21 protein-coding genes and 1 pseudogene are annotated in these 21592 nt (G+C 74.3%); 6 read left to right on the top strand and 16 right to left on the bottom strand.

The genetic code is table 11. The features are described from left to right. The first annotated feature begins 69 nt into the window (after positions 1 to 69). Positions 70 to 1566, top strand: a complete 1497-nt coding sequence (locus ACIOGZ_RS22095) for an MFS transporter (protein WP_400986858.1) — start codon at positions 70 to 72, stop codon at positions 1564 to 1566. Positions 1567 to 1634: 68 nt separating this feature from the next. Here ACIOGZ_RS22095 and ACIOGZ_RS22100 read toward each other — a convergent pair. Continuing rightward, positions 1635 to 1817 (bottom strand): annotated as a pseudogene (locus ACIOGZ_RS22100) (hypothetical protein); the annotation flags it as partial. Between the two features lie 87 nt (positions 1818 to 1904). On the opposite strand from ACIOGZ_RS22100, the gene ACIOGZ_RS22105 reads away from it, so the two are divergent. Beyond that, positions 1905 to 3524 carry an ALF repeat-containing protein gene (locus tag ACIOGZ_RS22105; protein ID WP_400986859.1) on the top strand — a complete coding sequence of 540 codons (1620 nt, stop codon included), beginning with the start codon at positions 1905 to 1907 and terminating at the stop codon, positions 3522 to 3524. 45 nt (positions 3525 to 3569) lie between these two features. On the opposite strand, the gene ACIOGZ_RS22110 is transcribed toward ACIOGZ_RS22105, so the two are convergent. Further along, complete coding sequence (locus ACIOGZ_RS22110) at positions 3570 to 3917, bottom strand: hypothetical protein (RefSeq protein ID WP_400986861.1); 348 nt, start codon at positions 3915 to 3917, stop codon at positions 3570 to 3572. Beyond that, the gene (locus ACIOGZ_RS22115; protein ID WP_400986863.1) at positions 3850 to 4098 is read right to left on the bottom strand and encodes a hypothetical protein; all 249 of its coding nucleotides are present in this window, start codon (positions 4096 to 4098) and stop codon (positions 3850 to 3852) included. The genes ACIOGZ_RS22110 and ACIOGZ_RS22115 overlap by 68 nt, the downstream gene beginning before the upstream one ends. A gap of 255 nt (positions 4099 to 4353) precedes the next feature. On the opposite strand from ACIOGZ_RS22115, the gene ACIOGZ_RS22120 reads away from it, so the two are divergent. Next, on the top strand, positions 4354 to 4875 hold the full coding sequence (locus ACIOGZ_RS22120; protein ID WP_363630969.1) for a peptidylprolyl isomerase: 522 nt from the start codon (positions 4354 to 4356) through the stop codon (positions 4873 to 4875). Between the two features lie 63 nt (positions 4876 to 4938). Here ACIOGZ_RS22120 and ACIOGZ_RS22125 read toward each other — a convergent pair whose 3' ends face one another. From ACIOGZ_RS22125 to ACIOGZ_RS22145, 5 genes are all read right to left on the bottom strand, one after another. After that, positions 4939 to 5547: a response regulator transcription factor gene (locus tag ACIOGZ_RS22125; protein ID WP_363586822.1), complete on the bottom strand. Its 609-nt coding sequence runs from the start codon at positions 5545 to 5547 to the stop codon at positions 4939 to 4941. After that, positions 5544 to 6794 carry a sensor histidine kinase gene (locus ACIOGZ_RS22130; RefSeq protein WP_400986865.1) on the bottom strand — a complete coding sequence of 417 codons (1251 nt, stop codon included), beginning with the start codon at positions 6792 to 6794 and terminating at the stop codon, positions 5544 to 5546. Before ACIOGZ_RS22130 ends, ACIOGZ_RS22125 begins: the two co-directional genes overlap by 4 nt. A gap of 11 nt (positions 6795 to 6805) precedes the next feature. Beyond that, complete coding sequence (locus tag ACIOGZ_RS22135) at positions 6806 to 7228, bottom strand: hypothetical protein (protein WP_363630971.1); 423 nt, start codon at positions 7226 to 7228, stop codon at positions 6806 to 6808. A 184-nt stretch (positions 7229 to 7412) separates the two neighbouring features. Continuing rightward, on the bottom strand, positions 7413 to 8516 hold the full coding sequence (locus ACIOGZ_RS22140) for an RICIN domain-containing protein (RefSeq protein ID WP_363630973.1): 1104 nt from the start codon (positions 8514 to 8516) through the stop codon (positions 7413 to 7415). A gap of 91 nt (positions 8517 to 8607) precedes the next feature. Continuing rightward, positions 8608 to 9732, bottom strand: coding sequence for an alpha/beta hydrolase-fold protein (locus ACIOGZ_RS22145; protein ID WP_363586826.1), 1125 nt, complete (start codon positions 9730 to 9732; stop codon positions 8608 to 8610). A gap of 292 nt (positions 9733 to 10024) precedes the next feature. On the opposite strand from ACIOGZ_RS22145, the gene ACIOGZ_RS22150 reads away from it, so the two are divergent. Beyond that, positions 10025 to 11074, top strand: a complete 1050-nt coding sequence (locus ACIOGZ_RS22150; protein ID WP_400986867.1) for a LuxR C-terminal-related transcriptional regulator — start codon at positions 10025 to 10027, stop codon at positions 11072 to 11074. Between the two features lie 51 nt (positions 11075 to 11125). Here the strand turns inward: ACIOGZ_RS22150 and ACIOGZ_RS22155 are convergent, their stop codons facing one another. Further along, positions 11126 to 13885 (bottom strand): M4 family metallopeptidase, encoded by a 2760-nt coding sequence (locus ACIOGZ_RS22155; protein WP_400986869.1) that lies wholly within the window; start codon positions 13883 to 13885, stop codon positions 11126 to 11128. Positions 13886 to 14122: 237 nt separating this feature from the next. On the opposite strand from ACIOGZ_RS22155, the gene ACIOGZ_RS22160 reads away from it, so the two are divergent. Beyond that, positions 14123 to 14776: a class I SAM-dependent methyltransferase gene (locus tag ACIOGZ_RS22160; RefSeq protein WP_063352855.1), complete on the top strand. Its 654-nt coding sequence runs from the start codon at positions 14123 to 14125 to the stop codon at positions 14774 to 14776. 65 nt (positions 14777 to 14841) lie between these two features. Here the strand turns inward: ACIOGZ_RS22160 and ACIOGZ_RS22165 are convergent, their stop codons facing one another. Genes ACIOGZ_RS22165 through ACIOGZ_RS22175 form a run of 3 tightly spaced genes read right to left on the bottom strand, consistent with a single transcriptional unit; the run spans position 14842 to position 16683 of the window. Beyond that, on the bottom strand, positions 14842 to 15318 hold the full coding sequence (locus tag ACIOGZ_RS22165) for a hypothetical protein (protein WP_400812080.1): 477 nt from the start codon (positions 15316 to 15318) through the stop codon (positions 14842 to 14844). 10 nt (positions 15319 to 15328) lie between these two features. Continuing rightward, positions 15329 to 16042, bottom strand: coding sequence for an AraC family transcriptional regulator (locus ACIOGZ_RS22170; RefSeq protein WP_363586830.1), 714 nt, complete (start codon positions 16040 to 16042; stop codon positions 15329 to 15331). A 53-nt stretch (positions 16043 to 16095) separates the two neighbouring features. After that, positions 16096 to 16683 (bottom strand): hypothetical protein, encoded by a 588-nt coding sequence (locus tag ACIOGZ_RS22175; protein WP_400986871.1) that lies wholly within the window; start codon positions 16681 to 16683, stop codon positions 16096 to 16098. A gap of 219 nt (positions 16684 to 16902) precedes the next feature. Here ACIOGZ_RS22175 and ACIOGZ_RS22180 point away from each other — a divergent pair, with 219 nt between their 5' ends. Further along, complete coding sequence (locus ACIOGZ_RS22180; RefSeq protein ID WP_363586832.1) at positions 16903 to 17364, top strand: SRPBCC family protein; 462 nt, start codon at positions 16903 to 16905, stop codon at positions 17362 to 17364. A gap of 31 nt (positions 17365 to 17395) precedes the next feature. Here the strand turns inward: ACIOGZ_RS22180 and ACIOGZ_RS22185 are convergent, their stop codons facing one another. The 4 genes from ACIOGZ_RS22185 to ACIOGZ_RS22200 form a co-directional block, all read right to left on the bottom strand. Next, complete coding sequence (locus ACIOGZ_RS22185) at positions 17396 to 18073, bottom strand: response regulator (protein ID WP_400986872.1); 678 nt, start codon at positions 18071 to 18073, stop codon at positions 17396 to 17398. Next, positions 18070 to 19485 carry a sensor histidine kinase gene (locus ACIOGZ_RS22190; RefSeq protein ID WP_400986874.1) on the bottom strand — a complete coding sequence of 472 codons (1416 nt, stop codon included), beginning with the start codon at positions 19483 to 19485 and terminating at the stop codon, positions 18070 to 18072. The genes ACIOGZ_RS22185 and ACIOGZ_RS22190 overlap by 4 nt, the downstream gene beginning before the upstream one ends. Before the next feature lie 121 nt (positions 19486 to 19606). Further along, positions 19607 to 20458 carry an ABC transporter permease gene (locus tag ACIOGZ_RS22195; RefSeq protein ID WP_363630983.1) on the bottom strand — a complete coding sequence of 284 codons (852 nt, stop codon included), beginning with the start codon at positions 20456 to 20458 and terminating at the stop codon, positions 19607 to 19609. After that, the gene (locus tag ACIOGZ_RS22200) at positions 20455 to 21423 is read right to left on the bottom strand and encodes an ATP-binding cassette domain-containing protein (RefSeq protein ID WP_363589069.1); all 969 of its coding nucleotides are present in this window, start codon (positions 21421 to 21423) and stop codon (positions 20455 to 20457) included. The genes ACIOGZ_RS22195 and ACIOGZ_RS22200 overlap by 4 nt, the downstream gene beginning before the upstream one ends. Positions 21424 to 21592 lie beyond the last annotated feature (169 nt).

Genomic DNA, 21592 nt, shown 5'->3' on the forward strand with positions numbered 1-21592 from the left:
ACCCGGCCATGTAGTGTGCTCGATGCACATAATATGCACGATACACATTCCGTTTCCGAGGAGCCCGCCATGGACGGCCCCCAGCCCGGCGGCACGACCGCCCCCACCGCCGGCACCGCCCCGACCGCCGGCACCACCCCCACCACCGGCATCGTCGCCACCCTCGCCTTCACCGGCACCGTGGCCGCGATCATGCAGACCCTGGTCACCCCGCTGATCGGCGAACTGCCCCGACTGCTGCACACCGCGCCGTCCAACGCCTCCTGGGCGATCACCGCGACCCTGCTCGCCGGCGCCGTCTTCGTCCCGATCAGCGGACGCCTGGGCGACCTGCTGGGCAAACGCCGCATGCTCCTGGCCTGCTGCGTACCGCTGTTCATCGGATCGGTCCTGTGCGCCCTCGCCTCCGCGGCCGTACCGATGATCATCGGCCGCGGCCTCCAGGGCATGGGCATGGGCGTCGTCCCGCTCGGCATCAGCCTGCTGCGCGAAGTCCTGCCGCCCGAACGCCTCGGCTCCGCCATCGCCCTGGTCAGCGCCTCGATGGGGATCGGCGGCGGCCTCGGCCTGCCGATCGCCGCCGCCGTCGCCCAGTACGCCAGCTGGCGGGCCCTGTTCTGGGGCGCCGCCGCCCTCACCCTCGTCGTCGCCGCGATGATCCGCTTCCTCGTCCCCGCCCCCGCCCGGCGCCCCGCCGGCGGCCGCTTCGACCCCGTCGGCGCGGCCGGCCTGGGCGCCGGACTGGTCTGCCTCCTGCTGCCCGTCTCCAAGGGCGCCGACTGGGGCTGGACCGACCCCCTCACCCTCGGCCTGTTCGCCGCCGCCGCCGTCCTGCTCCTCGCCTGGGGCCGGTGGGAACTGCGCTGCCCCGAACCGCTGGTGGACCTGCGGGTCACGGCCCGCCCCCGGGTCCTGCTGACCAACGCCGCATCCGTCCTGGTCGGCTTCGGCATGTACGCGCAGGCGCTGATCATCCCCCAGCTGCTCCAACTCCCCGAGGCCACCGGCTACGGCCTGGGCCGGTCGATGCTGGCCATGGGCCTGTGGATGGCGCCCTCCGGCCTGATGATGATGGCCGTCTCACCACTGGGCGCACGCCTGTCGGCCGCGCGCGGCCCCAAGTTCACCCTGGTCGCCGGCTCCCTCGCGATCGCCGCCGGATACGGACTCTCGATGGTGCTCATCGGCTCCACCTGGGGCGTCCTGGTCGTGACACTGGTGTGCAACAGCGGCGTCGGCCTGGCCTACGGCGCGATGCCCGCACTGATCATGAGCGCCGTGCCGCTGTCCGAGACGGCGTCCGCGAACAGCTTCAACACCCTGATGCGCTCGCTCGGCACCTCCGTCTCCGCCGCCGTGGTCGGCGTGGTCCTCGCCCAGCTGACCACCACCCACGGCGGCCACACCCTGCCCTCGGAGAGCGGCTTCAGGGTCGGCCTGCTGATTGGCTGCGGCGTGGCCCTGGCCGCCGCCGCGGTCGCCGCCACCATCCCCGCCCCGCCCGCCGGGGCCGCACCCGCCACTACCCACCCGGCACCCGCCGCCAAGGACACCGCCACGACCTGACCACTCGACCCGGCATGACCTGACCACCCGCCAGACCCGCCCCCGGCAACCCGCCGGGGGCGGCCGCGCTACGTACCCCCTACCGATCCGCGACGGATACGCCCCCACCGCCACCACCGCACCGTCGCCTCCACCTGCTCCTCCAGCGCGGTCGCGCGCACCGCGAAAGCGGCCTCGTAGGCGGAGGCGTCCACCACGAACGGGCGGTCGAACTGCTGACGGACCTCCCGCAGTTCACGCAGCACCGGGGAGGGCGGCAAATACTTGGTATGGCAACCGTAAAAGACGATCTATGCTGGCGGGCGTTCACAATCTCTCCGCACAACGCAAGGTACTGAATGAAGCTGCCCCGGGTGTCCGCCGTCGTCGCGGCCGCCGTCCTGGCCCCCACCGTCCTCTTCCCGTCGATGGCCTCCGCCGCCGACAACCCCCAGCCGGCCGGTGTCTCCGGACCTGACACCGCGTCCAAGGGTGCCGAGGACCAGGGGACGGGCCAGGAGGAGCACGACCGCGCCGAGGTGCGGCGCATCCTCGCCGACAAGGAGAGCGGCCCGGGCGTGCGCGAGGCGGCCCAGAAGGCGCTGAACGGCACCGCCGCCGACCTGCGGCACTTCCTGGACGTCGAGCTCCACGACCAGCGCGTGATCGACAACCGGGTGAGGGCCTACCAGGTCCTCGCCGTCGGCGGGCCGGCCGTCAAGAAGGCCGCCACGGCCGCCCTGCGGGGCGGCACCGCCGAGGACGTCGCGAAGTTCCTCAAGGAGGGCCAGTTCATCGCCCGCGCCGAGGACGAGGACCGCGCCAAGGTCCAGAGCATCCTCGACGACAAGGAGACCGGCCCGGCTGTGCACGCGGCGGGGGAGAAGGCCCTCGCGGGCACCGCCGCCGACGTGCGGCACTTCCTGGACGTCGAGCTCGGCGAGCGGCGTCAGACCGACAACCGGCTGAAGGTCGCCCGGATCTTCGACGGCGCCGGGCCGGCACTGAAGAAGGCCGCCGGGAAGGCGATATCCGGCAGCAACGAGGAAATCCTGGCCTTCCTCAAGGAGGGCCAGTTCATCGCCCGCGCCGAGGACGAGGACCGCGCCAAGGTGCAGGGCATCCTCGACGACAAGGAGACCGGCCCGGGCGTGCGCGAGGCGGGGGAGAAGGCCCTCGCGGGTACCGCCGCCGACGTGCGGCACTTCCTGGAGGTCGAGCTCCGCAAGCAGCGGGCCGACGACAACCGGGTGAAGCTCGCCCAGATCATGGCGGCCGGTGGGCGGGCCGTGCGCGAGGCCGCCAGCCGGGCGCTGGACGGCGGTACCGACGAGGACGTCGTGAAGTTCTTGAAGGAAGGCCAGTTCACGGCCCGTGCCGAGGACGAGGCCCGTGCGAAGGTGCAGGGCATCCTGGACGACAAGGAGACCGGCCCGGGCGTGCGCGAGGCGGGGGAGAAGGCCCTCGCGGGCACCGTCGCCGACGTGCGGCACTTCCTGGAGGTCGAGCTTCCCAAGCAGCGGGCCGACGACAACCGGGTGAAGCTCGCCCAGATCATGGCGGCCGGTGGGCGGGCCGTGTGCGAGGCCGCCAGCCGGGCGCTGGACGGCGGTACCGACGAGGACGTCGTGAAGTTCCTGAAGGAGGGCCAGTTCACGGCCCGTGCCGAGGACGAGGCCGCCGCGAACAAGCCGGCCCCGCAGCCGGCCCGGCCCGCCGAGCAGCCGCAGACCGCCACCGGCGCCCAGTTGGCCGTCCAGCCCGCCGCCCTGACCACCACGACGGGCACGACCGCGGGCGCGATCGCGGCGGGCACCACCGCCGGGACGGCCACGGCCACCACGGGCACCACCCGCCCCGGCCAGCTCGCCGCCACCGGCACCGAGGGCCTCGGCTGGGAGGCCGGCGGCGCCGCCGCGGCCCTGGCCGCGGGTGCTGCGCTCGTCGTCGCCTCCCGCCGCCGCTCCACCGAGAGCTGACGCCCCCGAGCGTCCCCGGCCGCCCACGCGTCCGGGGACGCACGTTCAGCCGCGGGGGCGGCGCTCGGCGACCGCCCGGGCGAGGTCCGCGTGCCAGCGGGCCGCGTTGCTGCCGTCCAGCTGGCCCGCGAAGGCGCGCCGCGCGGCCTGCACCAGCTCGGCCGAAGCGTGCGGGTACGCCTCCCAGACCGCCCAGAGCGCGTTCTCGGTGTCCTCGTCCAGGCCCGTGCAGGTGAGCGGTCCGGTCCCGGACAGGGTCTGGGCCAGCACCGCCTCGAAGACCCGCCGCAGCCGCTCGTCGTCGTCGCGCCCGCGGGCGGGGCGCTCAGCCACCATCGCCGCCGTCACCGCCGCCGCCACCGCCGCCGCCATCGCCATCGTCGCCGCTGTCACCGCCGCTCAGGCTTCGGTTCCGGCGCCGGCTGCGCGAGGAGCGGCGCAGCAGGGACCCCGAGGCGAGCGTCACGGACGCCACGGCGCGCACCCAGCGGGGGCCGCCGCGTTCGGCCCACACCACGCACACGCACCCGCCGACCGCGATCACCAGGACACCGACCAGCACGGTACCGACCACGTCTCACCCCTCTCCCGTCCATCCCGTTTCCGGGCCGATCCTCTCAACCCGCAGCCCCGGCTCGCACCCCCGACCCCGCCCGAAACCGGGCCGATCCGGCGTTCAAGCAGACAACCCGCTTGCCATGCAGATGAGTTGGCGCCACGAGGCATTTGCCGGTGTCGAGGCCCCGCGCCGGGTGCGATCACGAACCCGCCGTGTGCCAGGATGCCGACGCTGATCCCCTCTCCGACCATCCGAGCAAAGGAGTCCGCCATGGCCAAGGGCCTGTTCGCGACCCTGCACACCACCCTGGGCCCGATCCGGCTGGAGCTGTTCCAGTTCCACGCGCCGAAGACGGTCCGCAACTTCGTCGAACTCGCCGAGGGCGCCCGGGAGTACACCGACCCGCGCACCGGCGGGCCCGGCAGCGGCCCGTACTACGACGGCACGCTCTTCCACCGCGTGGTGGCCGGCTTCATGGTCCAGGGCGGCGACCCCACCGGCAGCGGCACCGGCGGCCCGGGCTACGCCTTCGCCGACGAGTTCCACCCCGAACTGCACTTCACCAGGCCCTACCTGCTCGCCATGGCCAATTCCGGCCCGGGCACCAACGGCTCGCAGTTCTTCATCACCGTCGGCACGCCCGCCCACCTGAACCGTCGGCACACCATCTTCGGCCAGGTCGCCGACGCCGACTCCCGGGCCGTCGTCGACGCCCTCGCGGCCGTCCCCACGGACGGCGAGCGCCCCGTGGAGGACGTCGTGATCACCGAGGTCACCGTCGAGCGGCTCTGACGCCTGCCCCGGCAGTCCGGCAGTCCGGTAGTCCGGCAGCCCTGCGCCCGTCGTCCGGCGGTGTCACAGCCAGCCGCGGTCGTCGGCGGTGCGCAGGGCCTCGGTGCGGTTGCGGCTGGCGGTCTTGGCGATGGCGGAGGAGAAGTAGTTGCGCACCGTGCCCTCCGAGAGGTAGAGCTTGCCGGCGATCTCGGCGACGCCGGCCCCGGAGCGGGAGGCGTTCAGCACGTCGCGTTCCCGGGCGGTGAGCGGGGAGGCGCCGGCCGCCAGGGTGGCCGCGGCCAGTTCCGGGTCCACCACGCGTTCGCCCGCCGCGACCCGGCGGATGGCGTCGGCGAGCACTTCGGCCGGCGCGTCCTTGACGACGAAGCCGACCGCGCCCGCTTCCATCGCCCGGCGCAGGTAGCCGGCGCGTCCGAAGGTGGTGAGGATGACGACCCGGCAGTCGGGCACCTGCTGGGCCAGGACGGCGGCGGCGGCCAGGCCGTCGAGGCCGGGCATCTCGATGTCCAGGAGGGCCACGTGGGGCCGGTGTTCGCGGGCCGCGTCGACGACCTGGTCGCCGCGCCCGACGGCGGCGACCACCTCGAAGTCGTCCTCCAGGTCGAGCAGGGCGCACAGCGCGGTGCGGACCAGTTCCTGGTCCTCGGCGAGCAGCAGGCGGATCGTCATGTCGTCCCTTTCCGGGCGGGGGCGCGCCCGTGGCGGGCGCTCGGCGGGACGGTGACCAGCAGCCGCCACCCGCGCGGGCTCAGCGGGCCGGCTTCGACGGTACCGCCGGCCGCCGCGACCCGTTCCCGCAGCCCCCTCAGGCCCTTCCCGACCCCGCTGCCCTCGCCGACCCCGCTGCCCTCGCCGACCCCGCTGCCCTCGCCGGTCCCGCCGGTCCCGCCGGTTCTGCCGTCCGCGCCCGTCCCGTCGTCGCGGATCTCCACGGAGGAGCCGGTGACGGTGACGGTGCAGCGGTCGGCCCGGGCGTGCCGGACCACGTTGGTCAGGCCCTCGCGCACCACCCAGCCGAACAGTTCCCCGTCCCGCGTGGCGACGGGGTCGGTGGACGTCGGCAGGTCGGCGACCACCCCGGCGGCGCGCAGCAGTTCGCGTCCGCGCGCGAGTTCGCCGGCCAGCGTGACGTCGCGGTAGCCGGTGACCGCGGCCCGGACGTCGGCCAGCGCCTGCCGGGACAGCGACTCCACCGCGGCCATCTCCGCCAGCGACTGGTCGGGGTCCTTGGCGGCGAGGCGCTGGGCCAGGCGGGACTTGACGGTGATCGCGGTGAGCGAGTGCCCGAGCAGGTCGTGCAGGTCGCGCGCGATCCGGTTGCGTTCGGCCTCCGAGGCCAGCCGCGCCACCTCGGCCCGGGCGGCCACCAGGGCCTGGTTGGTGGTGGCGATCTCCGCGAACGCCCCCGTGGTGAGCACGGTGAACAGCAGGGCCAGCGCCTGGAAGGTGCCGGGCCCGGCGTGCCAGGCGGGCACCGCCCACGGCACCAGCAGGGCGGCCAGGGTGGCGGTGACGGTCACCAGGGTGGCGTGGCGGCGCCGCAGCACGGCGACGAAGGAGACGACGACGATGGCGAGGTAGAACGCGTTCTCGTGGGCGAACGGCAGCGCGGCCAGGAACAGCGCGCTCATCACCGCCAGCAGCAGGAACACCTGTCGCCGCCGGCGGTGGATCATCGCGGTGGCGGTGAGGACGAAGCAGAGGCAGAACGCGCCGACGACCGCGTACCCGGCGACCAGGGCCGCCCCGGACACGTTGCCGCTCACGGCGACGGCGGTCAGGCACGGGTAGACCAGCATCCCGGCGCTCAGCATGATCCGCCGCCAGCCCTGCACCCACCGTTGCGGGGCGCGCTCCCCTGTGGCGCGCTCCGCGGCGGCGTGCCCGGGGAGGGTCGCCTGCGTGTCCTCGTCCACCCTCGCCCGCCTCACGTCGCATCGGATCGCGCGAACAGGGTACGCAGGTGGCGTCCGTTGATCACGGCGGCCACCCCCGCCAGCACCAGCCCGCACAGGGCCTGCTCGGCCTTCATCCAGAACGGGAAGGTCCCCGGCACGCAGATGATCACGACGATCGCGGCGATCATGACGGCCGAGATGATCCGCAGCCGCCGGTACGCCGCGTGCGATCCGCGGGCGGCCCGGGTGGTGAACAGGTACGTGACCACGGCGCTGGCCACGACGAGGGTGCCGCGGATCCACACGGCCGGGTTCACTAGGTCGGGGTGGTTGCGCAGGACGTAGGCGGCCGCCAGGGTGACGACGCTCAGGCCCAGGTAGGCGAACACCAGTCGCCTGACGGTGCGGAAGGCCCGAACGGTGTCGGGGTGGTTCACGTCGGTGGAGGTCATGCCCCCATGCTGTCCGCGCCGCGCCCCCGCCCGGCAGTGTGCTGCCGCACCGGCCGACCGTGACAATTGTCAGCAGGTCAGGGCAGGTCAGGGTTGGGGGGAGGGCCGGGGAAGGGCCGGGGGAAAACGGGGCCGCCGCCCGGCGGGGCCGGGCGGCGGCTGGCTGTCGGTCGTGCGGTGGGGCTCAGGTGCAGCTGGTGAAGGTGGGGCTGGTGTTGGCGATGTAGAGGGTGGCGCCGCCGCTGGGGTCGGAGGTGAGCGGGACGGTGACGGTGTCCTCGGCGGTCCACGGGAAGCCGCGGGCGTCGAACGTCCAGTTGCCGGTGACCTTGCGGGCGAGTTCGGCCAGCGTCACCCAGCCGTACTGCTGGGGCGGGACGTTGACGGTGACGGCGTTGTTGACGGTGGTCGAGCCCTGCCAGACGTTGCTGTAGTTGACGGCGGTCTTGACCGCGGTGGTGAAGACGCCGCCGGGCGCGCCGCCGGAGATCTCCGCCCCGATCTCCCCGCCGAGGGTGCTGGACCAGCCGGTCATGTTGGTGACCGCGAAGTTCTGCTGGGCGGCGCTGCTGGTGTTGTTGAACCAGATTGAGGAGACGCAGATCTTGGGCAGCGGCGCCGCGGGGGCCTCGCTCTTGACGGCCCAGGAGCAGGAGGAGACGTCCTTCTGGCACTGCTTGGCGGCGTGGTCGACGGCGAGGCTGCGGGCGGCCTGCGGGAAGCCGGTGGACCACTGCTGGTTGGCGGTGCCGTTGCAGGTGTACTGGTCGGTCCAGGCGTCGTCGTACTGGGCGCCGAGCAGCAGGTCCAGGCAGGTGTTGTCGCCCAGGTGGCGGATCATGAACGCGTCGGCGGCCCCGGCGACCGGCTGCAGGAACCACCGCTGGCTGGCCTGCCCGGCGCAGGTCTGCTGGCGCAGGGCCGGGGTGAAGAAGGCCAGGTCGATGCACTTGCCGGTGTCGTTGTTGACGATGGTGAAGGAGAAGTCGGAGGGGTCGACGCTCAGCCGCCAGGACTGGTGGTAGCCGGGCGCCGAGTTGGTGACGATGTAGGCGCCGTCGCCCATGGTGCCGTTCTGGACGTCGAGTTGGCGCCCGTTGCTGAGGGACTTGATGGTCAGACACTGCTGCGGGGAGGCGCAGGCGGCGGCCGGCGCCGTGGCGGCGTGGGCCCGCGCGGTCGCGAACGGGGAGGCGGTGAAGCCCAGGGCGGCGCAACAGGCCACCAGGACGGCCGCGATCAGGCGCAGCCAGGGAGCCGTTCGGCTCGGGGTCGTGGCGGAAAGCACGGGGGTCGGGTCCTTTCGTCGGGAACGGGGAGAGGGAGAGGGGAGAGAGGGGAGAGGAGGCGGAAGGAAGGAAGGAAGGAGGGCGGGCCGGTCAGGCGGCGGCGAAGGCCGCTTCCAGGCGCGGGACGTAGTCCACGAGGTCCTGCGCCCAGCAGCCCGCGCTGTGGCCGCCGTTGCAGGCGGTGCCCCAGCCGGCGCCGTTGCCGTAGTCGACGTAGTGGTAGCGGTAACCGAGGGCGTCCAGGCGGTCCTTGAGGCGCTTGGCGGTGCCCTCGGCCCAGAACTCCATGTCGGAGGCGCTGCCGTTGCCGTTGCCGGTGTAGACCGCGATGCCGGTGTCGGCGAGCGCGCCCACGCGGGAGACCGGGTCCGCGGCGTTCCAGCGCCAGTCGGCGTTGAACACCGGGTACGGCGAGCCGAAGATCGCGTCGCTGGAGACCGTGGGGCCGAAGTCGAGGCCGCAGGGCTTGCCGTCGCTGGGCCCGCACAGCACGGTGCCGGCGTTGGTCAGGGTGGCGACCACGGCCCCGCGGATGATCATCTCGTTCACGGAGAGGTCGTTCGCGCCGGACATGGTGAGGACCTGGCCGAACAGCTGGGGCCGGTCCTGCGCGTAGTGCAGCGCGCCGAAGCCGCCCATCGACAGGCCGCCGACGGCCCGGCTCCTGCGGCCCGTCAGGGTGCGCAGGTTGGCGTCGATGAACGGGACGACCTGGTCGAGGTGGAAGGTCTCCCAGTTCTGCGCCCCGGCGGCGGTGTTCTGGTCGAGCCAGTCGGTGTACCAGCCGCGCAGGCCGCCGTCCGGGATGACGGTGATCATCGACTGCGCGGCGGTGAGGGCGGGGTAGGCCAGGGCCGGGTCGCTCGGGTTGTCCGAGGCGCCGTGCAGGAAGTACAGGACCGGGTAGCGCTTGGCCGGGCTGGCCGCGTAGTCGGCGGGCAGCAGGATCCGGATGGTGTGCTCCCCGGCGACCTGGGGTGTGGTGACGGTGAGCACGAAGTTGGTGGCGCTGCCGGTGGGGGCGCCGACCTGGGTGAGCCCGAAGCCGTCCTTCATCGGCGGCGGGGCGGGGGCCTCGGCGGGCGCGGCGGGCGCGGCGGGCACGCCCAGCAGCAGGAGGCAGGCGGCCAGGGCGGCGACGGCCGTCCTGGCGTGCCGGAGCCGGGCGCGCGGGGGCCGTACGGGCGGGCGCCGGGCGGGCTGGGCTGGTGTCATGGGTCGTCCTTGGCCGTGAGGGTGCCGCTGTTCCCGGGGGGAACCGCTGGAACTGTCTGAGCACCGACAACTCTTGCGAGATCACCTCGCGGTCCGCCAGAGCGCCCTGCGGCGCACCTGGGCCACTGGCGCATGTGCGCCACCGGCGTGGGTAGCCTCCGACGGCCCGTCCGGGCGACACCGGCACAACGACAAGCCGACAAACCGACGAGCGGACGGGCCGACACAACGGCACAGCGCCGAGCCGACACACCGACACACCGACACACCGATACACCGATACACCGACACGATGACGGGGGACGTCGTGCACGACGTGCTGGATCCAGACTCCGAACGCGGCCGGATCTACCGCTGCCTGGTCGGCCGTCCGCAGGCGCGGGCGGCGGAGCTGGCGGCCGGGGTCGGCCTCGGCGAGGGCGTCGTCCTGGCCGTGCTCAGGGAACTCGCCGACGAGGGAGTCGTCGTGGCCTGCAACGGTGAGGGCCCGCGCGGCGACGGCCCGCGCGACGACGGTCACCGCGACGACGGTCACCGCGACGACGGTCACCGCGACCGCGCCTGGGAGGCGCTGCCGCCCGGCCGGGTGGTCGAGGCGGTGCTGCAGAGCGACGCCGTCCGGCAGGCCGCGGCGCGCCGGGCCGGGGCGGAACTGGAACGCCTCTACCGCTTCGCCCGGCGCGACGCCGGCACCTACGGCGCCCTGGAGGTGGTCGAGGACGCCGCCCAGGTACTGGCGGCCAGCCGGCGACTCCAGCTGGCCGCCCGCCACCAGGTGCGGGTCATCGACGTGCCGCCCTACTCCGGCAGTTCGGCCTACTACCTCGACCAGGAGGTGCTGCAACGCCAGCGGATGGCCGCCGGGGTCGTCTACCGCTCGATCTACCACGGCTGCGCCTTCGACGACCCGGTCGCGGGCCCCAACATGGCGCGCATGATGGAGGCGGGGGAGCAGGCCCGCACGCTGGACGATCCGCCGCTCAAGCTGGCCCTGGGCGACGACGACCTGGCGATCGTCACGCTGGCGGCCGACGGGCGCCCGGGCGTCGTCTCGCTGCTGATCCGGCCCTCGGGCCTGCTGCGGGCGCTGGCCGCGGTGTTCGAGACGCTCTGGCGGCTGGCCGTCCCGGCGTCGGTGTCCGCCGCCGACCTGCAGATCGGCGAGCGGGACCGCCGCATCCTGACCCTGATGGCCAGCGGTGCCACGGACGACGCCATCGCCCGGCGGCTGGGGCTGGGGCGGCGCACGGTGGTGCGCCGGGTCTCGGCGCTGCTGGCCCAGCTGGGGGCCACCACGCGTTTCCAGGCGGGCGTGCAGGCGGCCCGGCGCGGTTGGCTGTGAGCCGTCCGTGCCGGGCCGGACCCCTGGGGGGTGGGGGTCAGGGAAAGGCGGTCAGCAGGTGCCCGCCGCGCGGTCGCGCACGACCAGGTCGGTGCGGCCGGGGGTGGAGTCCAGCCAGACCACCCGGGTGCCCTGGTCGGCGGCGGGCTGGTCCTGGCCGCCCCGGTCGCAGGAGAGGCGCTGCGGGGTGCCGCCGCCGGTCGGCAGCTGCCAGAGCTTGGGCAGTGCGGCGTTGGTCCAGCCGCCGGCGGGCTTGGTGCCCTCGACCTTGTAGGTGACGGCCTGGTCGGAGGCGGTGAGGCTGCCGCCGCGCGTCGGGGCGTTCGGCGAGTCGGCGGCCAGCACCTCGGTCACGCCGGAGCCGTCCAGGGCGCCGGAGCGGATGGAGGCGCGGGCGGTCGCGCCGTCGGGGGTGTCCAGCCACAGCAGCCGTCCGCCGGCGAGCCGGGCGGAGGAGGCGGTGCTCGCGGCGGCGCCGGGAGCGGCGTGCGCGGTGTACTGCGCGGTGACCTTGCCGGCGGCGATCGAGTAGACGGTCGGCGCGGTGACGTACTGCTGTCCGTCCTGCCAGGACTCGGTCCAGGCGAGGTAGCCGTCCTTGAGGGTGAGGTCGTCCGGGTGGTGCCCGTCGGCCAGCGGCAGTTCGACCGCGGGGGCCCCGTCGTGGGACAGCCGGATGCTGGTGCGGTGGGTGGTGAAGTCGTTCACGGTGAAGGCGATGTCGCCGCCGGAGACCTGGGGGCTGCCGGGCTCCGTCCCGTCGGCGAGGAACAGGCTGCGGACCGGGCCGGCGCCGGACAGCGGTGCGGCCAGCAGTTCGCGGCTGTGGTTCTGGGCGGTGGTGCCGATGGCCTTCCACACGGCGGTGGTGCCGTCGGTGGCGGGCCAGCTGTGGTAGCGGCCGTCGTCGGGGCTGAGCCGGACGGGGGCGCCGCGCCCGGTGGTGGAGCCGGCGTACAGCGCGGTGGTGTCGGGGCGGGTGCCGCCCGTGCCCTTGACCGGGTCGGGGGCGGGGGCCATCGCCACCCAGTGCCCGCCGCCGGCGGCCGGGGGCGCCATCGAGTAGGAGAGGTTGCGCGCCAGCGTGCGGCTGTCCATGCCGATCCGGCTCTCCCAGCCGGCCTTGATCCCGTGCGCGTCGAACGCGGCTGCCACGGTGCGCAGTTGGGCGGGGCTGAGGCCGAGGTCGCGGCCGGCCGCCAGGGCCGCGTTGCGCCCGGCCACGAAGTCGTCGAGCGGGGTGAGGTAGGCGGTGAGCGCCCGGTAGACCACCCGGTCGGCGGTGAGCGGGTCGAGGGTGCGCCGGACGTCCCACAGGGCGCCGCTGAAGATGGTGGCGTTGAGGTGCTGTCCGCCGTTGTCGACCGTGCCGCCGAGGTAGTCGTCCACGGTGGTGCGGTGGTCGTCCATCCGGCGGTCCGCGCAGGCCTGCGGGGTGCCGGTGCGGCACTTGCTCTCGCCGAGCAGCGCGGCCGCCGGGTCGTTCATGGACATGCCGCGGGCGGTGACCTCGATGGCGTTGCCGAAGTAGTCGGCGATGCCCTCGTTCATCGCGCCGGCCTGGCCCATGCCGGCCAGGTCGGCGGTGTTCGATATGACGCCGTGGGTCATCTCGTGCCCGGCGATGTCGAGGGCGGCGGAGAACGGGTAGTAGTTGGGGCCCCCGCTGCCGTAGACCATCTTCTTCCCGTCCCAGTACGCGTTGGCGTAGGGGGCGCCGTCCTGGGTCACGTTGACGACGGAGGTGATCGCGCCGCCCTTGCCGTCCAGGCCGTTGCGGCCGAACCGGTCGTGGTAGAAGTCGTACACGATACCGGCGTTGACGCTGGCGTCGGTGGCGCCGCTGGTGCCGGCGGAGGCCGGGAAGTCCGGGCCGGGGGAGTGGGCCGGGGGGAGGTCGGCGGGGATGCCGCCGCCGAAGTCCATCTCGTCCCGGCCGCCCGCGTCGTAGGTGGTGATGGTGGCGGGCCGGGTGAGGTCGGTGAGCTGGTAACTGCCGTCCGGCAGGCGGGCGATGTTCACCTTGGCGGAGTTGCCGTGGGCGTCCGGCGCGGTCCCGGTGGCGGGTTCGAGGCCGGCCGCGGTGCTTCCGGCGGCGGTGCTCCCGGCATTGCCGCCCGTCGGGAGCGGGGCGCGGGTGTCGTAGGCGAGGGCGACCACGCCGACGGTGGCGTCCACGAAGACCTCGCGGGCCGCCGGCGCCCCGGTCGCCGGGTCGGCGGCGTGCACGGTGAAGCGCTGGGCGAGCCGGCCGGCGCCGTCCGGCAGGACGACCAGGCCGTGGTCCTCGGCGGTGGCCGCGGCCCGGGCCTTCGGGTCCTGGACGGAGCCGAGCGCCAGGTCCCGCAGGGCGGCGGCCGGGACGGTGGCGGTGGTCGGCACGGTCAGGCCGGTGAAGTACTTGCCGCCGACCGACTCGACGCGCTGCCCGGCGCCCTCGCCCGTCAGGTGCACCAGGTACTGCGCGCCGAACACGGGCACGCCGTCGTGGCGCTGCTCGAACCTGACGGTGCGCCGGCCGTCGGCGGTGCTCTCGGATCCGACCTCGGCCAGCTCGCCGGGGTCGACGTGGTAGCGGTCGGCGTGGGCCGCGAGGTGGGCGCGGGCGGCGTCGGCGGGGCTGCCGACGGCCGGCTCGGCCAGGCCGGTGACCAGCTGTGGGGCGGCGGTGTCCTGACCGGCCACCAGGGAGGGCACCGGGTCGGGGGTGGCCGCGGGCCCGGCCAGGGCGGGCGGCGTGGCCAGGGCCAGCGCCACCACGGCGGTGGCGCCGATGCCGAGTGCTGTGGACGTGCGGGAACGACGGGGCACGGAGGTCCTCTCGCAGGGCCGAACGGTGGTCGCGGCGGGCCGGCCGCGCCGGACCACCGCGACGATCACGATAAGTCATCCAACGTCATATGTCGATAGACTTTCTATGTGCCCTCGGAGGGCCGGAACCCGACTCCCGCAACCGGCCCCGCAACCGGCCCGGAAACCCCAACCCGCCCCGCCCGGCGAGCGATTCGTTCAAGACGCCACCACACCCCCCGGCCGACACTGACCCGCATGACCGATCGCGCCTTCACCCCCGCCGCCGGCCGCCTCGGCCCCGTACGCCTCTACGACCCCATCGTCTCCCTCACCCGCGAACGCCTGTGGCGCAGCCTGCTCGCCATGCACGTGGCCCCCCGCCCCGACGACGTGATCCTCGACGTCGGCTGCGGCACCGGCTCACTGGCCGTCCTCCTCGGCCGCGTCGAACCCCGCGCCCGCGTCATCGGCGTCGACCCCGACCCCACCACCCTCGAAGTGGCCCGCCGCAAGGCCGCCGCCGCCGGAGTGACCCCCGAATGGCACATCGGCATGGGCGACGCCGTCGCCGACCTCGTGGGCGCCGAAACGGCCGACACCGTCGTCTCCAGCCTCGTCCTCCACCAGTGCCCCATCCCCATGAAACAGGCCGTCCTCGCCTCCATGCACACGGCGCTGCGCCCCGGCGGCAAGCTCGTCATCGCCGACTTCGGACGCCAGCGCACGGCCGCCATGCGCCTGGCGTTCCGCATCGTGCAACTGGCGGACGGCAAGGAGGACACCCAGCCCAACGCCGACGGCATCCTGCCCCGGCTGATCACCGAGGCCGGCTTCCACGGCGTGCGCGAGACCGAGACCGTCTCCACGCTCACCGGCTCGCTGTCGTTCTACGTCGCCCGCCGCGCGTAGGTCGCCCGTCGGGTTCCCCGTGCGACCGGTGACCACGGGTACGCCGGCGGGCCCGCGCCTCCTGCTCAGCCGGGCGTCGTGTACTTCACCCGCTCCTGGAGCGGGGTCAAACGCTCCGTCAGCCGGCGTGTCTCGATGCTCTCCACGCGGTCGGGCGGTTCGTCCTCGTCCCCGGCCCAGCACATGTAGATGTCGACCGTCCCGTGCGGGAGGGCCGCGGACACCAGCGCCGCCAGGAACTCCCGGGAGTGCTTCTGAGCGAGGAACTCCTCGCGCTCCTCGTCCCGCATCGCGTCGACGAGCGCCATCGCGTCGGCCGTGTCGGTGAACCCCTCCCACTCGAACCGGGAGCTGTTGAATCCGCAGCCGCAGCCCTCGTGCGAGCCGACGTAGGTCACGTGCGGTGAAGTGAAGCGGGCTCGAACGGGCGCGTCGGCGGCGATCTCGCGAACCCCGCAGTAGCAGGTCCCGAGCCGGGGACCGGCGGTGCAGGGGATTGGCAGCACGGGCTGTTCGGTTCCGATCCACACCATCAGACACATGCGGACGAGGCTACGCCGGGCCCGAGGCACCCGCCCGGCCCGAGGCGCGCAGCACCGGGAGCACCGCGGACGGCGTCAGCCCCGTCATCTCCCGCATCTGCCGGCTGAAGTGCGCCTGGTCCGCGAAGCCGCCCGCCAGCGCCGCCTCGGCGAGCGTGCGCCCCTCGCCCAGCGCGTCGGCGGCGCGGGCCAGCCGCCGCCAGATCCGCCAGCGCGCCAGCGGCACCCCCAACTGCCGCCGCGCCAGCGCCCGCAGGCGCTGCGGCGACAGCCCCACCCGCGCCGCCAGCCCCGGCAGCGCGACCCGGTGGTCCGTCAGCGCCTCCATCGCCGCCCACAGCCGCACGTCCACCTCGGCCGACGGCAGCACCCCGGACGGACACAGGTCCTCCTCCACCAGGTCCCGCCACTGGGGTGCCACGGTGACACCGTCACCGCACCCCGCCCGCAGCCGGTCCGCGAACGCGCAGTGCGGATCGACGAAGAACGCCGACACCTCCCGGACCGGCGCCATCCGGTGCCACACCATCGGCGCCACCACCACCGCCGCACCCCGGTGGCGGACCCCGGCCCCGTCCACGATCGTCACCTCGCCGCCCGCCGCCGCGACGGCAACCTGGAACGCGGCGTGCCGATGTGACGTACTGTCCGCCAACGGCCCCCGGTACAGCGCGTACCCCGCGCCCACCACGAAGCGCCGCCCGATCCCCTCCCGCTGCCCCATCCGCCCGATGCTGCCAGAGCGCCGCACCCGCCACCCCGGATTCCGGCCACCCCCTAGCGCCGCAGGCCCACCTCGCGGGCCTTCCAGGCCAGGGCCATCGCGAACCGGACCGTGCCCACCAGCCCGGCCAGGGCGAGCGCGATCCACAGCGGGATCCCGAGCAGGCTCGGCCGGCCCGTGATCATCCGCTCGCCGGCGAGCCACACCCTGGTCTCGTGGCCGTCCGGATACAGCTTCCCGGTGGGCCGCTCCTCGCTGAACTCCCGGCCGCCGGCACTCCAGTGGTACGTGCAGCCGTAGATGTCGCGGCCCTGGTTCTGGTCGTCCAGCTCCCGGCCCGTCGTCCGGCAGCCCGTCACGGTGGCCGTGACGCCGGGCGGTTCGTGCAGCCTGGTCCGGACGGCGTAGGCGGCCTGCGCCGCCGCGAACACCGCGCCCAGGGCGAGCACCAGCAGCAGCACCAGCGCCACACAGGAGACGACGTAGTCGGTGGTGGAGACCCGACGCAGCAGCGGCAGCGAGGCACCGACGGCCGCCACCAGCGCGACCCCGCACACCACCAGCCACCACCGCCGATCGCCCGGCAGATCCTGCGACCCCGCCCACACCACCGGCCCGGCCGCGCCCCCCAGCACCGCCACCCCCGCCACCACACCCACCGCACACCGCCGGTGCAGCGCCCCCCACTCCACGGAAGCCTCGCGCCCCACCCCGCCCCCTCCCCGCCGCCCACCCGCCCGACACCGCCACCCCCGAGGACGCCCCCGCCCGATGTCACGGTTTCGGCCCGCGCCCGGTCTTCATCGGTGAACAGGGCGCGGCAGACACCCGCGCCCCCCGCTGCAGGAGAGGGACGAGCCATGGAAACCGTGACCGTGCGACGGGTCATCGCGGCGCCGATCGCCGAGGTGTTCGACTGGTGCGCCACGAGCACCAACTACACCCGCTCCCCGTTCGTGCTCAGGGCGCGCCTGGCCCGGCCCGGCGAGGGCGCGCCCTACGGGGTGGGCGCCGTGCGGCTGCACACCTGGCTGATCGGCTGGTTCAACGAGCGGATCACCGCCTACAACGCCCCGCACGGCTTCGACTACACCGTCGACCGCAGCTTCCCGCCGGCCCGGCACGAGTTCGGCCGGATGACCTTCGAGGAGGTCCCCGAGGGCACCCTGGTCGTCTGGACGACCGGCTTCGCGCTCCCCATCCCCCTCGTCGGCGCGGCCTTCGCCCGCCGGGTCGGCAAGCCCGTCATCGCCCACGTCTTCGGCGCCATCCTGGCCGCCGCCGCCACCGACCTCGAAGCCGCCCCGAAGAAGCGCCCCTGACGCCGCGCCCCCACGGCAGGAGCGGGACGGCTCAGGCCGGCGGGTTCGGCCGGTTCAGGCCGCGGTCGTAGGCGAAGATCACGGCCTGCACCCGGTCCCGGGCGCCGATCTTCGACAGCACCCGGCTGACGTGCGTCTTGACGGTCGACTCCGCGAGCACCAGGCGCTGCGCGATCTCGCCGTTGGTCCAGCCCCGGCCGACCGCGACCAGGATCTCGCGCTCGCGCTCGGTCAGGGCGTTCAGCCGCGGATCGTCCTCGGCGGCCGTGCCGGGCGGGCGCACGGGCAGGTGGTGGGCGTAGGCGTCCAGGAGGCGCCGGGTGATGGCGGGGGCGACGACGGCGTCGCCCTCGGAGACGGCGCGGATCCCGGCCAGGAGGTCCTCCGGGCGGGCGTCCTTGAGGAGGAAGCCGCTGGCGCCGGCGCGCAGCGCGGCGTGGGCGTACTCGTCGAGGTCGAAGGTGGTCAGGACGAGGATGCGCGAGCGCCCGCCGGTGGCGACGATGCGCCGGGTGGCCTCGATGCCGTCCATGCCGGGCATCCGGATGTCCATCAGGACGACGTCGGGCCGCAGGTCGGCCGCCAGGCGCACGGCCTCGGCGCCGTGCGCGGCCTCGCCGACGACCTCCGTGCCGGGCTGGCTCTCCAGCAGCATCCGGAAGCCGTACCGCTGGAGCGGCTGGTCGTCGACGATGAGGACCGTGGTCACGTCAGGCCGCCTGTCGGGTCGGGGTCGGGGTCGGGGGTGAAGGCGCCGGGGCCGCCGGGTCCGTCGGGTCCGTCGGGGGTGAGGTCGAGGACGGCCTCCACGGTCCATCCTGCCCCGGGCCCGGGCCCGGCGGTGACGGTGCCCCCGTACAGGGCCGCGCGTTCGCGCATGCCCGTGAGCCCGTGCCCCTCCTCGCCCGCCGCACCGCCGCGCACCGCCCCGCCGGGCGGACCGCCGTCCCGCACCCGCACCCGCAGGCGGCCGCCCTCGGCGGCCAGCGTCACGTGCGCCCGGGTGTCGGGCCCGGCGTGCTTGAGGGTGTTGGTGAGCGCCTCCTGGACGATCCGGTACGCCATCAGCTGCACCCCGCGGTCCAGCCGCTCCACCTCGCCGCGCGCGGTGTACACGACCTGCGGCCCGGCGGCCCGGATGCGCGCGCACAGCCCGTCGAGGTCGGCGATGCCCGGCTGCGGCGTGAACTCGGGGCCCTGCTCGCCCTGGTCGCGCAGGACACCGAGCATGCGCCGCAGCTCGCCCAGCGCCTGGCGGCTGGTCTCCCCGATCAGCAGCAGCGCCTCCCGGCCCCGCTCGGGGGAGGCCTCGGTCGCGTACGCGCCGCCGTCCGCCAGGGTGATGATCACGGACAGGTTGTGGCCGATGATGTCGTGCATCTCCCGGGCCACCCGGGTGCGCTCGGTGGCGGTGGCCAGCCGGCTGCGCTGGTCGCGCTCGACCTCCAGCCGCGCCGCCCGCTCGCGCAGCCCGGCGAGCTGGGCCCGGCGGATGCGCACCGCGATGCCGACGGCCACCGCCGCCGTCGCCGCGCTGAACAGGAAGAACAGCGCGTCCCCGACCGGCAGCCCGCCGGACAGCTCCACCGCGACCAGGGCCGACGCGCCGGTCATCGCCGCGCACGCCCACGCCAGGTGCCGCAGGCTCCCGTGCAGGGCCAGGCTGTAGAGGGCGACGAGCAGCGCGACGTCCGCGCGTAGCGCCACCCCCAGCGACCACTGCAGGACGAACACGGCCGCGACCGCCGCGAACGCCGCCGCCGGTCGCCGCCGGCGCCACAGCAGCGGTAGCAGCAGCCCCGCCTGCAAGGCCAGCAGCGCCGCCAGCGGCGGGCGGGCGAAGACGATCCGGTGCTCGCGCGCCCGCTCCCCGCCGTCGTGGAAGGGCAGCAGGTCCGGCAGGCAGAACAGCAGGAAGACCGCGGCCACCACCGCGGTGTCCAGCACCCACGGGTGGTCGCGGTCCGCCTGCCGCGCCCGCTGCCCCAGCCGGGCCAGGCGCGCGAACACCGGGTACCCCGACAGCGGGTCGCCCCCCGCCCCCACGGCGGTGTCGTGCTCGCTCACGGTGTCACCTTCGTCCAGCTCGTCCGGAACGGTCGTCACCTTCGTCCAGCCCATCCGCAACGGACGTCACCTTCGTCCAGCTCACCCCGGAACGGATACGGATACGAAACGGGCCCGGTGCGGCACCCGACTCGAACGGGCACCGCACCGGGACGTCCACGCAGTCTCCCAGCCCTCAGGCGTCGCTGCGCATCAGCCGCACGGCCGCGCCCGCCAGGGCGAGCACCGTCCACAGCAGGAAGACCGCCAGCCCCGCGGCGGGCGACAGCGTGGTCGCGTCGTGGTGCAGGGCGAACATCGCCTGGCCCGCGTTGCTGGGCAGGTACGGGCTGATGTGGTCCTGCCAGGACGAGGGCAGCAGCGAGATCAGGCCGGGGACCAGCATCAGCGAGGCCACCAGCACCGAGATGCCGCCCGCCACCGACCGCAGCAGCGCGCCCAGCGCGACACCGATCACGCCCACCAGGGCGAGGTAGAGCCCGGCCCCCAGCAGGCCGCGCAGGACGCCGGCGTCGGAGAACGTCATCGCCGCGCGGGTACCGGAGAGGATGCCGCTGTCGGCCGCGAAGGCGACGAACACCCCGACGGTGCCCAGCAGCAGCACCACCACCCCGTACACCGCCGCCTTGGACCACAGCACCGGCAGCCGGCGCGGCACCGCGGCCAGGGTGGAGCGGATCATGCCGGTGGAGTACTCGCCCGCGGCGACCAGCACGCCCAGGACGCCGAACGCCAGCTGCGCGAAGTTGGTGCCGAACAGCGACAGGCTCAGGGCACTGGCGTCGGCGAAGTCCCCCCGATCCATCGGGCGCCCCGAGGTGATCCTCGACTTGAACTGGAATGCGGCGATCAACCCGAACGCGACCAGGAACAGCAGGCCCAGGCCCAGCGTGATCCAGGTCGAGCGCAGCGACCACAGCTTGGCCCACTCCGAGCGCAGCACGCGCACGGGCGTCACCCGGTAGGCGGGGCGCGCGGGCCGCCGGTCGGCGGCCGCGGACGTCTGGCTCGGTGCGATGGTGCTCATGCCGCGCTCCTCGGGGACTCGGCGCCGGCACCCGCACTGGCGGCGGGCCCGGTCGCGGTGGTGGTGCCGTGGTACTCCACGGCGTCCCTGGTCAGCTCCATGAACGCCTCCTCCAGGGAGACCGTGCGGGTGGTGAGCTCGAACAGCGCGATGCCCTGCTCGGCGGCCCGCAGGCCGATCTCCCGCGCGGCCAGGCCGGTGACGAGGAGCTCCTCCGAACCGGAACGGCCGGTGACCTCCACCCCGGGCCCGGCCAGCGCCGTGCGCAGCCGGGCCGGATCGGCGCTGGCCACCTTCACCACGTCGCCGCCGGCCTGGCGGACCAGGTCCTGCACGGTGGTGTCGGCCAGCAGCCGGCCCCGCCCGACGATGATCAGGTGGTCGGCGACCAGCGCGACCTCACTCATCAGGTGCGAGGACACGAAGACGGTGCGGCCCTCGGCGGCCAGCGAGGTGAGGAGGTTGCGGATCCACAGCACGCCCTCCGGGTCGAGACCGTTGACCGGCTCGTCCAGCATCACCGTCGCCGGGTCGCCCAGCAGCGCCGCCGCGATCCCCAGCCGCTGGCCCATGCCCAGCGAGAACGCCCCGGCACGCTTCCTCGCCACCGACTGCAGCCCCGTCAGCTCGACGACCTCCTCCACCCGCGAGCGCGGGATGCCGTGGGTGTGCGCCTGGGCCATGAGGTGGTTGAACGCGGAGCGCCCCGGGTGGATCGACTTGGCCTCCAGCAGCGCCCCGACCTCCTGCAACGGCGCCGCGTGCGCGGCGTAACGGCGCCCGTTGACGCGCACCGAGCCGCTGGTGGGCGCGTCCAGCCCGACGATCATCCGCATGGTGGTGGACTTCCCGGCACCGTTGGGCCCGAGGAAGCCGGTGACCGTGCCGGGCTTGACCATGAAGTCGAGCCGGTCGACGGCGGTCTTCTCCCCGTACCGCTTCGTCAGCTGGTGCGCCTCGATCATCGCTCACCCCTACGCTCCGGGGCCGGACCGTCCCGGCCTCCCTCACACTCCACGCTAGGCGCGGCGCCGGCGCGATCCGTGGTACCCCGGACCGATCATCGGAGGGGGCACGGTACCCCGGTACCACGTCAGGACCGCCTGTTGCGGTTACATCACGACGTGTCCGATT

Origin of the sequence: Kitasatospora sp. NPDC088160 (assembly GCF_044741445.1) — a bacterium.
Taxonomy (GTDB): Bacteria; Actinomycetota; Actinomycetes; order Streptomycetales; family Streptomycetaceae; genus Kitasatospora.

Coding starts and splice junctions, on each gene's coding strand:
- ACIOGZ_RS22105 (WP_400986859.1), top strand. CDS start 1,905: ATGAAGCTGCCCCGGGTGTCCGCCGTCGTCGCGGCCGCCGTCCTGGCC.
- ACIOGZ_RS22125 (WP_363586822.1), bottom strand. CDS start 5,547: ATGACGATCCGCCTGCTGCTCGCCGAGGACCAGGAACTGGTCCGCACC.
- ACIOGZ_RS22190 (WP_400986874.1), bottom strand. CDS start 19,485: ATGGGCTGGACGAAGGTGACGACCGTTCCGGACGAGCTGGACGAAGGT.
- ACIOGZ_RS22145 (WP_363586826.1), bottom strand. CDS start 9,732: ATGACACCAGCCCAGCCCGCCCGGCGCCCGCCCGTACGGCCCCCGCGC.
- ACIOGZ_RS22095 (WP_400986858.1), top strand. CDS start 70: ATGGACGGCCCCCAGCCCGGCGGCACGACCGCCCCCACCGCCGGCACC.
- ACIOGZ_RS22150 (WP_400986867.1), top strand. CDS start 10,025: ATGACGGGGGACGTCGTGCACGACGTGCTGGATCCAGACTCCGAACGC.
- ACIOGZ_RS22165 (WP_400812080.1), bottom strand. CDS start 15,318: ATGTGTCTGATGGTGTGGATCGGAACCGAACAGCCCGTGCTGCCAATC.
- ACIOGZ_RS22120 (WP_363630969.1), top strand. CDS start 4,354: ATGGCCAAGGGCCTGTTCGCGACCCTGCACACCACCCTGGGCCCGATC.
- ACIOGZ_RS22135 (WP_363630971.1), bottom strand. CDS start 7,228: ATGACCTCCACCGACGTGAACCACCCCGACACCGTTCGGGCCTTCCGC.
- ACIOGZ_RS22180 (WP_363586832.1), top strand. CDS start 16,903: ATGGAAACCGTGACCGTGCGACGGGTCATCGCGGCGCCGATCGCCGAG.
- ACIOGZ_RS22170 (WP_363586830.1), bottom strand. CDS start 16,042: ATGGGGCAGCGGGAGGGGATCGGGCGGCGCTTCGTGGTGGGCGCGGGG.
- ACIOGZ_RS22195 (WP_363630983.1), bottom strand. CDS start 20,458: ATGAGCACCATCGCACCGAGCCAGACGTCCGCGGCCGCCGACCGGCGG.
- ACIOGZ_RS22160 (WP_063352855.1), top strand. CDS start 14,123: ATGACCGATCGCGCCTTCACCCCCGCCGCCGGCCGCCTCGGCCCCGTA.
- ACIOGZ_RS22200 (WP_363589069.1), bottom strand. CDS start 21,423: ATGATCGAGGCGCACCAGCTGACGAAGCGGTACGGGGAGAAGACCGCC.